This is a genomic window from Flaviaesturariibacter aridisoli, from assembly GCF_004343705.1.
GTDB classification, from domain to species: domain Bacteria; phylum Bacteroidota; class Bacteroidia; order Chitinophagales; family Chitinophagaceae; genus Flavisolibacter; species Flavisolibacter aridisoli.
In genome coordinates, this window is the sequence record NZ_SKFH01000022.1 from 1 (window position 1) to 13677 (window position 13677).

Here is a 13677-nt window from a genome sequence, read left to right on the forward strand (position 1 = left end):
AAGCAGAAGCCCCGTCCGCGGACGGGGTTTTTCATGGGCCGGCCGGCACTTTGTTTTTGCCACTTACAGGAGCGGCACCCGGTGCAAACACCCAACAGGCCCCGGCGCTTCCCGGTCGCACCCCCTGCCGCAGGCCGGCTCAGGGCGCCACTACCTTGTTGCACCGCCGGCAAGGGCTGGTAACCGGTGCTTCCACCCATTTGCACCCCGTGCAAGCTGCCGGATACTGCTGTTGCTACCCATCCGCACCCGGTGAAAGCCCCGGGAACAGCTGTCGCTACCCGGTCGCATAGGCGCAGGGCGCCGGCGACAGCTGTTGCTGCCTGGTTGCACCGCGTACAGCCCCGCGGCGACGGCCCCGGTACCTGGCCGGCCCGTTTGTATCTCCTATTTGCAACTGATTTTCAATGCGATGAGAAAGCTACCGGTTTTTTCGGGTGCCCATTGCTGTTTTCCCCGTAATTTAAGGCTACATAAAACCACTGCTTATGACACATCGAATGGGTTTTTGGCGCCTCCACAATGCCGAACTGATCGAGTTCCTGTCCCTTGTTCTCCAAACCGTCGCCGAATCGGGCGCGCTGCCGCCGAAGCTGGCCGAAACGGTAGCCGTGCTCCGTACGCGCCTCGCCGAGCTCGAGGCGATGCACAAGGCCGATCCCTCTTCGCTCTTCACCGGCGAATTGCTGCTGCTCGACGAGGAGCGCGACGATCTCTACACCGGCCTGCTGGCCTTCTGCCGCGCCTTTGCCTGGCACAACAACGAGGCGCTCGTGGGCCACGGCGCCGCCCTGGTACACTGCATCGACAATTACGGCACTGCGGCCGAAGTTGCCCGCATGCCTTACTCCAAGGAGTCGGCAACGATCGAATCGCTGCTTGCCGACCTTGCCCGTCCCGAACTGCATGCCGCCATCACCGCCACCGGCGCCGGCCTCTGGATCGCGCCCCTGAAGGCCGCCAACGACCGCTTCCGCGAACGCTTCATCGACCGCAACGACGAACAGCAGCAGAAGGAGTTTCTCCTTTCCATGAAGCAGCAGCGCGGGGCGACGGCCATCGCCTACGATGGATTCATTAAAACCCTCAACGCCGCCATCATTATGGGGGATGCCGGTCTGGGCGAGCTGGCCGGGAAAATCCAGTTGCTCACCGAATCGCAGCAGCACGTGCTGGCCCAACGCGCCGGCCGCGCCAAAGCGGCGAAGGCACCGGATGCAACTGCGTGAGTGCGCAAATTTTAAAAGCCCCCCGCTTTGCGGGGGGCTTTATTATGGAGTGGAACCGCGGAGGGCGGTGGAGGAGAAGAGTCGTACGGGACCTGTTTGCGGTCCATTAAGGAGCATTAATCTTCTTTGATCCGGAAGAATGTCAGCACGGAGCCTGAACGTTCGTCGTCGGTGTTCAGCACTACGTAGTACCAGTTTCTTTCGGGAAGGTCCACGGTAAACAGGTCCCCACGACGGTGTTGCCGCACGGCCGTTTCAAACTCTTTAACCAGCATCCCTTCGCGGCGCCAGCCCAGAACGCCGGTGCTGTTGCCGTCCATGGTATATTCAGCGGCGAGGTCGGCGAAGGGCGTGCCGGTACGATACCGGCTCATGATCACCTGTCGCAGGCTGTCGATGCGTGCAAGCGGGAGCTGGCTTCCGTCCAGGTAGATATACGACACGTGGAATTCAGGGAATAAATCTTTTTTCAGCAGCTTGTACCAATAGCCTTCAAAGCGGAACGTGTAGCCGGCTTTTTTCGCAAACAGGGCGCCACTGAGTGCGGTAGAGTCCGTACCGGAATCGAGGCGGAACAGTTCGGGCTTGCGTCGCGGGTAGCGGGCAATCAATATTTCAGCGTCGTTGGTGCTGTGAACTGATGCCAGCAGTTGCACGGCCGTTTGGGCCTGTACAACGAAGGGCAGTACAAAGAGGCAAAGCAGCAGGATCTTTTTCATCTGCTATTGTGTTTATACGGTGTTGAAATGCTGGGAGTGGGACGCATTATTTCATTCCTGCTTTCGGCTCCAGCAGGTCCCAGCGGTTGCCATACAGGTCTTCGAAAACGGCCACGGTGCCGTAGGGTTCTTCTATGGGTTCGCGAACAAAGCGCACGCCCGCGGCGGAATAACGCTCGTAGTCGCGTTGGAAGTTGTCGGTGTACAGGAAGAGGAACACGCGGCCGCCGGCCTGGTTGCCGATGCGGGATGCCTGCTCTTCGTCGGCGGCGCGAGCCAGCAGCAGGGCGCAGGCCCCCTCACCGGGCGGCGCCACCAGTACCCAGCGTTTGCTGTCGGAAAGGCGCGTGTCTTCCAGCAGGCGGAAGCCCAGTTTCTCCGTATAAAAGCCTATGGCCTCGTCGTAGTCGCGTACCACGAGGGCAATGTGTGCAATGTATTGGTTCATCGTTCAGCAGTTAGGGACGCTGCGGCTAAAACAGCAGCAGCATCCGGTAATTCGGGTTGGTATGGGTGGGGGAGAGTCGGAAGTCGTAGCGGCCCACTTCCACGAAACCTTTCTTCCGGTAAAAGCGCAGGGCGCGCTCGTTTTCGGTCCACACGTAGAGCCAGATGCCCTTTTGCCCGGCCGCTTTCGCTTCGGCTACCACGAAGTCGAACAGGGTGCCGCCGAGGCGCCGGTCGTGAAAGGATGCGAGCAGGTAGAGCCGCTCCAGCTTCGCCAGTGGTTGCTCGGCGCGTCCCGGGCAGGGCTCGTTGTACACCACCTTCGAAAAGCCGGCGGCTTCGTCGCCGTCAAACAGCAGCTGGTAGTGGTTCGACGCATCGAGCAGCTCGGCATGCAGGATGGCTTCCGTGTATTTCTCCCGCTTGTAGGTTTCGATGTCGTCCGGCGCGGCGCTCCTCCCGTGCGACTCCACGAAGGTGTCGGCGGCGAGGCGGGACAGCAGGGCGGCGTCATCGGGTGTGGCGGGTCGGATCGTGGTCATGGGGCAAAGATGCGGTACAGATTCAGGACGGTGTTCCGGCCAGCGCTTTTTTCAGCAGCACGATCTGCCCGAGGTGGTAGTAGCTGTGCTCGATCATCCCAAGGAGGTTGCGGTACCAGCTGCCGTATTTTTCCGCCACAAAGGTTTCGTCGAGCCGGCTGTCGGGCAGGTCTTCCACCAGTGCTGCGAGGGCTTCGGCATCGCTCCAGCAGCGGGCCAGCAGGGCCTGCCAGTCGCCCTCGCTTGCAATGGGCGGGTGGCGGAAGGCATCGCTGTCGCGGCCGTCGAGGGTGCCCCCTTCCAGCACTCGGCGCTGGATGGCCACGTAGTAGTGAATGTGGTAGGTGAGGGCGGCGATGCTGTTGGCCGAGGCTCCGGCAGCCAGCGCCTCCTGCCAGCCGACGCCGGCGAGGACCTCGCGCAGGCTGACCTCGGTCCAGTTGCCCCCGAAATAGAGCTGGCGTACCTGTTGGGCGATGTGTTGGGTGATGGTCATGGGAGGGTGTTTAGTAGAAGGGTAATCAGGTTTGCCGGTTCAATATTGCCGCAGGGGCCGCGCTTCGGTGCGCACCACGATGGAGTCGCCGGTGCTTTCGCTCCTGCGCACCGTGGCCCAGCCCGGGCGGCCGGGGATCTTTTCCACGGGCTTCTGGCCCTCGTCCCACTGGATGCAGTGGGTGGACAAGGTGTCGAGTGCGGGCTTCCAGCCGCCGGCGCGGAAGGTCCAGGTATAGTAGCCATGCCAGCAGCTGGTGAACCAGTCCGGGTGCAGGCCGAGCACATCGCGGCCATCGCCATACAGGTCGCCGAGGTTGTCGGGAGTACCGCCGATGCATTGCTTTACCGGAAGGGACGGCAGGCGGCTGTCGGAGAAGCGGATCGACGCCACGCAGGCGCCGTCGGCACATTCCATCGAGTCGCTGTCGTAGGCGGGTGGCACGAGCCAGGCCCATTCCGGCTGCCCGTCGCCGTTGAAATCGCCGCGGATGGAGTCAATGCGCTGCGGGCTGTCTGCCACGAAGGCCTTGCGATGGGGGGTATCGGTGGCGGAGGAAGCCGCCGGTGCAGCGGGTTTCGGATTTTCGTGCGGTCCTTCGGCGCAGGCCGGCAGGAGGAAGAGCAGCAGGAACGTGCGGGTGTTCATAACCGGAAGTTAGTGTTTCCGTTGCCGTTCGCATGCGGCGTGTTTTCGTACACGCGAAGCGATGGCGCTAGGGAAAGGGTACCGGGTACAGGCAGCGGAAGGCAGCGCCGAGTTGGGCCACCAGGTCCGTAGGCAGCAGGCTCTCGTACGATTGTTTTTCCACGGCGATGTCGCCGGCCTTACCGTGCAGCCATACAGCGAGCAGGGCCGCATCGGTTGGCGCGTAGCCCTGCGCCAGCAGTGCCGTCAGCAGGCCCGTGAGTACGTCGCCGGAGCCGCCCTTGGCCATGCCGGCGTTGCCCGTGCTGTTGAAATAACCCGGCCCGGCGGGCGTGGCGATGAAGGTATGGTGCCCCTTGAGCAGGATAATGCATTGTAGTGCGGCTGCCTGCGCGCGGGCCGTCGTCACACGGTCGAAGTCGGAGGCGTGCGCGCCAAACAGGCGGTCGAATTCCTTTGGGTGCGGGGTCAGGATCGATCCTTCGGGCAGCAGGGGCAGCAGGCCGGGGTTGCGCGCGAGGATGTTGAGCGCGTCGGCATCAAGCACGAGGGGCCGGCGGGCGGATTCCAGGCAGGCTTTCAGCATGCCGGTCGTTTCTGTTGACGTTCCGATCCCGGGGCCGATCCCGATGGCCGTATAGCGGTCGAGGTCGGCGGGAAGCGTGGTCAGCTGTTCTTCGGAATCGTCGGGTAAAAACATCGCCTCAGGTACCGTGGTTTGCAGCACGGGATAGCCGCAGCGCGGGCTGTGACAGGTGAGGAGCCCGGCGCCGCCCCGCAGGCAGGCGAGGGCGGCCATCACGGCGGCGCCCATTTTACCGTAACCGCCTGCCAGCAGCAGGGCGTGACCGTAGGTGCCTTTGTGGGCAAAAGGCTGCCGTGGGCGGAAGCGGCTCCGGGCCAGCGCTTCGTCCACGAATTCGTAATCCGCCGGCGTCTGCGCCGCAAAGGCGGGCGAGAGGCCGATGTCGAGCACGTGCAGGAGCCCCACAAAGGCGCCGGACTCCTGCAGCAGCTGGCCGGTCTTGGGTGCACCGAAGGTGAGGGTATGGGCTGCGCGGATCACGGGCCCGCCTGCCGAAGAAGCATCGGCATCCAGCCCGCTGGGCAGGTCGATGCTGATGATGGCGCGCCCGTGGCCGTTCAGGAATCGCACGACATCCGCGGCGGCGCCCTGCAGCGGCCCCTTCAGCCCGGTGCCGAAGAGCGCATCCACCACAACCGTCTCCGCGCTCAGCAGGGGCCAGGCCAGGCCCGGTCCGACCGCCTGCAGGGGGACACCCGCCTGCGCGAGCCGCCGGCGGTTTTCCTCAAAGTCGAAGGAGCCATCTTTACCGTTCTCCAGCACGGACACCGCTACGCGGCGGCCCCGAGCGTGCAGCAACCGGGCGATGGCGAGGCCATCGCCGCCATTGTTGCCTTTGCCGCAAAAGAGGTGAAAGGGCGTATCGGCCCCGTACCGCGCCAGCAGCCAGCGGGTGCAGGCCTCGGCGGCCCGCTCCATGAGATCGATGGAGCGAATGGAGGTCTGTGCGATGCTGTACGCGTCCCAGTCGCGGGTTTGGGCGGCGGAGAAGATCTTCATTTCTTAAAGGTAGCTGCGGGAGGGAGTTTGTGAGGCGTGAGGCGTGAGGCGTGAGGCGTGAGTGGTGAGCGCAAACGCCGTTAACCGAGAACGGAAGCCGTAGGCTTCCGTTCTCGGTGCCGCGCATCGTGATTCACGCCTCACGGCTCACGCTTCACGTTTCCTATTCTTCTCCTTCCGGTTGCTTGCCGTCGTAGTTGCCGAACGCATTGTACAGCGCGCGGGCAAAGGGATACACGGCCGGGTTGAAGCGGTTGCTGAGGATGATAACGGTGCCTTTTTCCTGCACGAGGCGGGCGAAAGCCGAATTAAAGCCGTGCCAATGGCCGTTGTGGTAGATCACCTTTTTGTTGTTGGGGGCGGAGAGGAGCCGCCAGCCGAGGCCGTAGTTGTGGATCGAAGGGCGCTCGTTGCTGTTGGGGGTGAAGGCCGAGTCGGTCAGTGCCGGGCCGATCACGAGGCCGGCATACCAGGCCTGGTCCCACTTGAGCAGGTCGCGTGGGGTAGAGTAAATGTTTTTGTCGCCGTAAGGACCGTCGCTGAAGTCGAGGGGCCAGGGCGCATTGTTGCGCTGGTACGACATATTGAACTCGAGGTCGGTGGGCTTCTTGATGTAGGTGTCTTTCATCCCGAAGCGTTCGAAGAAGTTCTTCTTCATATACGAGGGGAAGTCCTGCCCCGTAACTTTTTCCACCAGGAGCGCCAGCAGCACGTAGTTGGTGTTGTTGTAGCTGAAGTGGACATTCGCGCGGTAATTGCGCGGCAGGTTCCAGGTCATCAGCGACTGGAGTACGTCGGCATTGGTCGCCAGCTTGCGCTGGTCGGGCCAGTGCTGCTTGTCCATGTAGTAGAGGTAGTTGGGCAGTCCGCTGCGGTGGTTGAGCAGCATGCGCACGGTTATATCGCTGTAGGGGAAGCCGGGGAAGTACTTCGTCAGGAGGTCGTCCAGGCCCACCTTGCCCTGCTCCACGAGCTGCAGCACGGCGGCGGCCGTAAAGGGTTTGGAGGTGGAAGCGATCTGCAGGGGCGTTTCGGCCGTCAGGGAGTCTTTTTTCTTGTAGTCGCGGTAGCCGCCGTAGTATTCGTACACCGGTACACCGTTCTTGGCAATAAGGATGGATCCGTTGAAGTTCCGCAGAAAGCCGGTGCGGTTCATGAAGGCGGCAATGTTGTCGTGGTAGCGCTTTTTGACGTCTTCCGGCAGCGTCGGTACGGGCATGCGGGCCACATTGTCGAGCGTATCCACCGTTTCCACTTTCACATTCGCGCCGCCCTTGCAGGCACCCAGCAGCAGCGATATTCCAAGGCCGGCAACCGGCAGCAATTTATATAGATTCATTCGTTTCAATAGGAAAGGGGGCGAAGTTAGGGTCCGGAAGGTTTAGGACGTTTAGATGCTTCAGAAGGTTTGGAGTTAACGGCCTGTGAATGCATCTCCACCACGCCTCCAAACACCCTGCTGAACCCCTAAACCGCTAAACCGCCTGAACCTTTTAAAGCCTTTTATTTGCAATATGAATACCAGCTATCCCAAAGAGAAGATCAACATCCTGCTGCTGGAAAACGTGAGCGACACGGCCGTGGAGAATTTCCGCCGTGCGGGTTACACCGGGGTGCGCAAGCTTGCGCGGGCGCTGCCGGAGGAAGAGCTGGTGCACGAGCTTCGCAACACCCACCTGCTGGGCATCCGCTCCAAGACCCAGCTCACGGCGCGGGCTCTTGCCGCCGCCGAGCGCCTGCAGGCCGTTGGCTGCTTCTGCATCGGGGTAAACCAGGTAGACCTCGGGGCCGCTACCGAACGCGGCGTAGCGGTATTCAATGCGCCCTATAGCAATACGCGCTCCGTGGCCGAGCTGGTCATCGGCGCCGCCATCATGCTCATCCGCCGCGTGCCCGACAAGAACCAGGCGGCCCATGAAGGCATCTGGCTGAAGGAAGCTTCGGGCGCCTACGAGCTGCGGGGTAAGACTATCGGGATCATCGGCTACGGCAACATCGGCTCGCAGGTGAGCGTGCTGGCCGAAGCGCTGGGGATGAAAGTACTTTTCTACGACATCGAAACAAAGCTGCCCCTGGGCAACGCGGCCGACGCCCGCAGCCTCAAAGCCCTGCTTAGCGCTGCCGACGTGGTGACCGTGCACGTGCCGGAAACCGACCAGACCCGCAACCTGCTCAACAAAACCAACCTCAAGTGGATGAAGAAAGGCGCCATCCTGATCAACTACGCCCGCGGCGAGGTGATCGACCTTCCGGCGCTGCGCAAGGCGCTCGAAAGCGGGCAGGTAGGAGGGGCGGCCGTGGACGTGTTCCCGGTGGAGCCCGAAAAGAACGGCGATCGCTTCAGCTCGCCGCTGCAGGGCTTGTCCAACGTGCTGCTCACACCCCATATCGGCGGATCTACGGAAGAGGCGCAGGTAAACATCGGTGAGGATGTGAGCAACAAGCTGCTGCAGTACCTCGAAAAGGGTGCTTCTCTCGGGTCGCACACGGTGCCGGCGCTCGCGCTGCCGCCGCAGGAAGGTGCCCACCGGATCCTGCACATTCATCGAAATGTGCCCGGTGTTCTTTCGCAGATCAACGGACAACTCTCGCAGCACCGGATCAATATCGTGGGGCAATACCTGAAGACGAACGAGGCGATCGGCTACGTGGTAGTGGATGTGGACAAGCAGCTTTCCAAGCGGGCGCTGAGCCTGCTGAAGGAGGTGCCGGAGACCGTCAAGGTGCGATTATTGTATTGATCGGGGCGCGTTTGTAAACGACCCATCTATGAAAGTAGTCATCGTCGGTGCGGGCTTTGCCGGCCTGCGCCTCGCCCGGAAGCTGAACAATAAGGAAGGATTCGAGGTATTGCTGATCGACAAATACAACTACCACCAGTTTCAACCGCTCTTCTACCAGGTGGCCACCGCCGCCCTCGACGCCAGCAACATTTCTTTTCCCCTGCGCAAGGCCTTTCACAAGAGCCGCAACGTGCGCATCCGAGTGGAGGAACTTTGGCAGGTGCAGCCGGAGCAAAAAGTGATCGTCACCGAAAGCGAAACCATCCCTTACGACGTGCTCGTGCTCGCCCTTGGCGCCGACACGAATTTCTTCGGAAACCAGAACGTGACCACCAACGCCTTCCCGATGAAGTCCACGGTGGAGGCGATCCAGCTGCGGCACCGCTTTATCCAGAATTTCGAAGACGCTGTACGTGCCGGAACGCCCGAAGACCGGCAGCGCCTGATGAACATCATCATCGCCGGCGGTGGTCCGACAGGTGTTGAGCTGGCCGGCGCGCTGGCCGAAATGCGCAAGTACGTGCTGCCCTGCGACTACCCCGAACTCGATTTCAAGCAAATGAAGATCATGCTGCTCGACGGCGGCGAGCGCCTCCTCGGCGCCATGGATCCGAAGTCGTCGGCCGACGCGCAGCGCTACCTCGAAAAACTGGGCGTGGAGGTGCATTTGAAAACAATCGTGAAGGACTACGACGGCAGGAACGTGCTGCTGGCCGACGGCGGGTCGATCGCATCGGAAATGGTCATCTGGGCCGCCGGGATCCGCGGCAACGTGCCGGCCGGTATCGACAAAAGCCTCGTCGTGCGCGGCAACCGCATTACGGTGGACCGTTACAACCGCGTGCACGGAATCGACGGCGTCTATGTGCTCGGCGACCTGGCCTCGATGGTCACGCCCCGTTACCCGAACGGGCATCCGCAGGTAGCTTCCGCGGCCATCCAGCAGGCCGAGAACCTGGCGTACAACCTGCGGGCGCAACAAAAAGGCGAAGCGCTGCGCGAATACGAGTACAAGGACAAGGGCTCGATGGCTACCGTGGGCCGCAACCTGGCGGTGGTGGACGTGCCGAAGCCGAAGCTGCATTTCCGCGGGCTGTTGGCCTGGCTGATCTGGATGGGGCTGCACCTGTTTCTCATCCTCGGGGTGAAGAACCGGCTGTTCGTATTCCTCAACTGGGTGTACAGCTACATTACCTACGATCAGAGCCTGCGTCTCATTTTTAAAGAGTTCTACCGGGCCAAACAGCCGACCGATGCCACGAAGCAGGCACAGGTGAACCCGGCGGGTACTTGATCCGACTAATGGTGGAATCGTATGCGGTGGCGGGTGGCCGCCTTTTTCGCAACGACACGACGACGCAACGGCGCAACGTTTCCGGGTTCAAATGCCGCTGCTTGCCTGGTTGCCCAAATAAAATATTTTCAGAAATAATTGAAAGTTTATTTTCTTTCCTTACCTTAGTCTTATGAAACTCGCGGAAGCCAAAGCTTCTTTTATCCAGACATGGGCGCGCCTCGGTACCGAGTGGGGTATCAATCGCACAATGGCGCAGGTACATGCGTTGCTGCTGGCGTCCGACCGGGCGCTAAGCACAGAGGAAGTGATGGCCGAGTTGAGCGTATCGCGTGGCAATGCGAATATGAACATCCGCGAGCTCCTGAACTGGAACCTGATTTATAAAGAGTTGGTGCCGGGCGAGCGGAAAGAGTATTTCCGGGCAGAAAAGGACATCTGGGAAGTGGCGAAGCGGATCGCCCGCGAGCGTAAGCGCCGGGAGATCGAGCCGCTGCTGCGGGAACTGGATGGGCTGCGGCAGGTAGAGGAGAAGGAAGACCCCGCCGCACAGGCCTTTGTGAAGACCGTCCGCGACATCCGCGACTTTGCCGGCAAGATGGACCAGGGCGTGGATACGCTGCTGAAGGCGGAAGAAAACTGGTTCTTCGGAACGGTACTAAAGCTGTGGAAATAGCTTTTTTATTTACCTATACATTTCAATAAATATTGAAAGTATGAAAACATTAAAAGAACATACGATCCTGTACGACGCTGTTTGCCCGATGTGCCGCCTGTATACCGGGGCCTTTGTTCGGAGCGGAATGCTCGATGCCGCCGGCCGCACACCCTACCAGGAACTCCCGGCCGGAACTTGCCCCGGGCTCGATCGGGCGCGGGCCGTCAATGAGATCGCGCTGGTGAACCGAGCCACGGGTGAAGTGACCTACGGCGTTGCCAGCTTGTTCAAGATCCTGGCGCACCGCTGGCCGGTATTTCGGCCCTTGTTCCGGTTCCCGGTTTTTGCCTGGCTGATGCGGATGGCGTACGCGCTGATCAGCTACAACCGGCGGGTGATTATGCCGGCCGCCGGAGAAGGAGCGGGCGCCGCCCCGGCTTTTCACCGGGGCTGGCGGGCGGCCTGGATCGGGGTTGCCTGGCTGCTAACGGCAACCTTGCTGCACCGGTATGACACCCGCCTGGTAGGGCTCTTCCCGCCGGGCGGCTTTTGGCGGGAATATTTCGTCTGCGGCGGGCAGTTGCTGTGGCAGGGCGCGCTGGTTTGTTGGCTCGCCCCGCGCCGCTGCTGGGATTACCTGGGAACGATGATGACGGTGTCGCTTGCGGGTGCCCTGGCCCTCACGATCCTGGCGCCGCTGCTGGACCTTTTTCAAATGCACAACCCTTGGGAGGCGGCGGCTGTTTTCGGCAGCGTTGCCGGGCTGATGTTGGCCGAGCACCTGCGTCGCTGCCGCCTGCTTGAACTGCCCTGGGCCGTCAGCGCCGGCTGGGTACTGTACCGCCCGCTGGTGCTTTTTTTCATCCTCTAACCTTTCAATTTATGTTTCAGAAAATAGTCATGGCCGGGGGGACCGGCTTCCTGGGAAACGTGCTGGCGCAGCATTTCCGGTATAGCTGCCGCGAATTGGTGGTACTTACGCGTAAGCCGCAGGCACCAGCGCGAAACATTCGTTATGTGGCCTGGGATGGCGCAACAACCGGGGCCTGGGCACAGGAACTGGAAGGTGCCGATGCCCTGGTGAACCTTTGCGGCAAACCGGTTGATTGCCGCTACAATGCCGCCAACCGGGCGGAGATCCTTCGCTCACGGATTGAACCGACCCGGGCGCTTGGCACTGCCGTTTCCGCTTGCAACCGCCCGCCGGCTCTTTGGATCAATGGTACATCGGCAACGATCTACCGCCATGCAGAAGACCGCCCGCAAACCGAGCGCGATGGTGCCTGCGGCAGCGGGTTTTCGGTGGATGTATGCCAGGCTTGGGAAGCCGCGTTCTTCGAAACGGAAACACCCGGCACACGCAAGGTGGCGCTGCGCACCAGCTTCGTGCTCGGCCGCCGCGAAGGCGCTTTCCCAAGGTTCCGCAGCCTTGTATTGGGCGGTCTCGGCGGTCGCCAGGGATCGGGTAAGCAAATGGTCAGCTGGATCCACGAGCAGGATTTCGCCCGAATTGTACAATGGCTGCTCGAGCACCCGGAGCTCAAAGGTGCCATCAATGCCACGGCGCCGGTCCCGGTGCCGAACCGGGTGCTGATGCAAACGATCCGGAGTGCTTGCGGGATACCGTTAGGATTGCCGGCGCCGGCCTGGTTGCTTCGGATCGCGGCACGCCTGATGGGTACGGAGGCTGAGTTGCTGCTCAAGAGCCGATGGGTCGTCCCGGAGCGCTTACAGGAGAGCGGCTTCCGATTTTATTTCGAAACACTGCCGTACGCGGTGAATGACCTTGTAGGCACGCGATTGTGAACATAGCTCACTGAATGTCAGATCGTTAGTCTATCCTCCCGACTTAACAATCTTTCCTATAATTTATATTATGTTAAATAGCTCTTTGCGATCGGGTTCCTGCCAGGGTTCAGCTGATTCAAAAAGGAACAAGCGAAAAATGCCGGCCCCCTGGGACCGGCATTTTGCTATGGCTTCTTGGATAACGTTTACTTGATGGTCTTCGACTTGTCGTCCCACTTCTTCGCTTCGGCGTCGTTCTTTTTGTACTGGTACGCGGCCACGATCGAGTTGATCACGAACTTGAAGTTGGCCTTATCAGAGCCGGACAGTTCTTTTCCTTCATACAGCGCGGCTTCTTTCAGCGATTGTGCCAGCATGGCGTCGTACGCCGCTGCCACCTGCTTGTTGAGCTCCTGTTTTTTCTTCACGTCTTCCGGCTTGGTGCCTTTCACAGCTTTGGCGGCTGCTTCCAGGTCGCCGGTGCGGTACGTGAGGTGCTGCGTGTAAATATGGTTCCAGCGCAGGTCGGTCGGGTGATTGGCGAGGATCGTTTCGAGGGCGGCCGTGAGGTCGTCCTGGCGCTTCAGTGCATCGGCGGGTGCGTCTTTATAGATGTAGTTGAACAGCTCCACCACGTAGGTTTCGGCAATGTCCATGTTCTTCGGATCTTTCTTGAACATCTCCGCGTACTGCGCGATCTTGGCCGGCTTGTCGCCCTGCACACTCTGCAGTTCCCAGGCGTTCCACCACGGATCTTTCGGGAACAGCTCCCTGCCCAGCGCCATGTATTTGTCCTTGTTGGCAGCGTCTTTCTTAGCGCTGTAATGACGCACCAGGTATTGGTACACCCCGATCATCGTGGTGTCGGCAACGCGGTGGTCGGCAATGATGCCGTAATAATGCGCGGCCACATCGGAATGCTCGGCACTTTCAGCGGCATAGCCGGCATAGAGCGTCGACGTGGTGTCAAACGGCGTCGTGATCAGCTTCGCCTTCTTCAGGTAATCGAATGCGGCGAGCGCGTTGGTGAAGTAATATTCCGACAGCGGGTATTGCTTTGCATTGATCGTCTTCACACCATTGGTGAAATGGCTGTTGTAGATATCCTGTGCTGTTTTGTGGCCGTTGTCGAGCATCGAGGCCACGTATTGCTTGTTCTCGTCTTTGATGACGCTCTGCAGATCTACGTAGTGCTGCATGGCCACGAGTGCCTGGTGCAGGGCGGCTGTATCGCTGCCGCCGCGGCTCATGGCGTTGTAAATACGGGCGCGGGTGAACCAGTAATCGGAGTTTGTGGCGGCCTTCGGGTCGGCGGCTGCTTTTTCGATCTCTGCACGGGCCTCTTCCAGGTTGTTGTCCTTCAGTTTCTCCTGGGCCTTATCTACCGACTTCTGTGCGAACAGCGCCGTACTGCCGGCGGCAAGCAATGCCGTTAAAATCAATTTGCGCATTAGCGTGGGATTGTTTTATTGGGTGAATAGGGTTTTC

General features: G+C 60.7%; 14 protein-coding genes. 6 read left to right on the forward strand and 8 right to left on the reverse strand.

Annotated features, from left to right (window positions below):
• Positions 1 to 488 precede the first annotated feature (488 nt).
• The gene (locus E0486_RS12350; RefSeq protein WP_131852492.1) at positions 489 to 1229 is read left to right on the forward strand and encodes a DUF6261 family protein; all 741 of its coding nucleotides are present in this window, start codon (positions 489 to 491) and stop codon (positions 1227 to 1229) included.
• Between the two features lie 116 nt (positions 1230 to 1345).
• On the opposite strand, the gene E0486_RS12355 is transcribed toward E0486_RS12350, so the two are convergent.
• The 7 genes from E0486_RS12355 to E0486_RS12385 form a co-directional block, all read right to left on the reverse strand.
• Positions 1346 to 1948 (reverse strand): peptidylprolyl isomerase, encoded by a 603-nt coding sequence (locus E0486_RS12355; RefSeq protein ID WP_131852493.1) that lies wholly within the window; start codon positions 1946 to 1948, stop codon positions 1346 to 1348.
• A gap of 46 nt (positions 1949 to 1994) precedes the next feature.
• Complete coding sequence (locus E0486_RS12360) at positions 1995 to 2396, reverse strand: VOC family protein (protein WP_131852494.1); 402 nt, start codon at positions 2394 to 2396, stop codon at positions 1995 to 1997.
• A gap of 25 nt (positions 2397 to 2421) precedes the next feature.
• Positions 2422 to 2937: a GNAT family N-acetyltransferase gene (locus tag E0486_RS12365; RefSeq protein WP_131852495.1), complete on the reverse strand. Its 516-nt coding sequence runs from the start codon at positions 2935 to 2937 to the stop codon at positions 2422 to 2424.
• Positions 2938 to 2959: 22 nt separating this feature from the next.
• Entirely contained in the window at positions 2960 to 3433 is a 474-nt protein-coding gene (locus E0486_RS12370; protein ID WP_131852496.1) for a DinB family protein, read from the reverse strand.
• Between the two features lie 39 nt (positions 3434 to 3472).
• Positions 3473 to 4081: a hypothetical protein gene (locus tag E0486_RS12375; RefSeq protein WP_131852497.1), complete on the reverse strand. Its 609-nt coding sequence runs from the start codon at positions 4079 to 4081 to the stop codon at positions 3473 to 3475.
• Positions 4082 to 4148: 67 nt separating this feature from the next.
• Positions 4149 to 5666 (reverse strand): NAD(P)H-hydrate dehydratase, encoded by a 1518-nt coding sequence (locus E0486_RS12380; RefSeq protein WP_131852498.1) that lies wholly within the window; start codon positions 5664 to 5666, stop codon positions 4149 to 4151.
• 163 nt (positions 5667 to 5829) lie between these two features.
• Positions 5830 to 7005, reverse strand: a complete 1176-nt coding sequence (locus E0486_RS12385) for a serine hydrolase domain-containing protein (RefSeq protein ID WP_131852499.1) — start codon at positions 7003 to 7005, stop codon at positions 5830 to 5832.
• Positions 7006 to 7180: 175 nt separating this feature from the next.
• Between E0486_RS12385 and serA the strand changes: the two genes are divergently transcribed.
• The 5 genes from serA to E0486_RS12410 all read left to right on the forward strand — a co-directional run bounded on the left by serA (position 7181) and on the right by E0486_RS12410 (position 12207).
• On the forward strand, positions 7181 to 8407 hold the full coding sequence (gene serA, locus E0486_RS12390; protein ID WP_131852500.1) for a phosphoglycerate dehydrogenase: 1227 nt from the start codon (positions 7181 to 7183) through the stop codon (positions 8405 to 8407).
• A 28-nt stretch (positions 8408 to 8435) separates the two neighbouring features.
• Positions 8436 to 9743, forward strand: coding sequence for an NAD(P)/FAD-dependent oxidoreductase (locus E0486_RS12395; protein WP_131852501.1), 1308 nt, complete (start codon positions 8436 to 8438; stop codon positions 9741 to 9743).
• 172 nt (positions 9744 to 9915) lie between these two features.
• Positions 9916 to 10419, forward strand: coding sequence for a GbsR/MarR family transcriptional regulator (locus E0486_RS12400; RefSeq protein ID WP_131852502.1), 504 nt, complete (start codon positions 9916 to 9918; stop codon positions 10417 to 10419).
• A gap of 40 nt (positions 10420 to 10459) precedes the next feature.
• Positions 10460 to 11272: a DCC1-like thiol-disulfide oxidoreductase family protein gene (locus E0486_RS12405; protein ID WP_131852503.1), complete on the forward strand. Its 813-nt coding sequence runs from the start codon at positions 10460 to 10462 to the stop codon at positions 11270 to 11272.
• Between the two features lie 11 nt (positions 11273 to 11283).
• The gene (locus E0486_RS12410; protein WP_131852504.1) at positions 11284 to 12207 is read left to right on the forward strand and encodes a TIGR01777 family oxidoreductase; all 924 of its coding nucleotides are present in this window, start codon (positions 11284 to 11286) and stop codon (positions 12205 to 12207) included.
• A gap of 188 nt (positions 12208 to 12395) precedes the next feature.
• On the opposite strand, the gene E0486_RS12415 is transcribed toward E0486_RS12410, so the two are convergent.
• On the reverse strand, positions 12396 to 13640 hold the full coding sequence (locus tag E0486_RS12415) for a hypothetical protein (RefSeq protein ID WP_131852505.1): 1245 nt from the start codon (positions 13638 to 13640) through the stop codon (positions 12396 to 12398).
• Positions 13641 to 13677 lie beyond the last annotated feature (37 nt).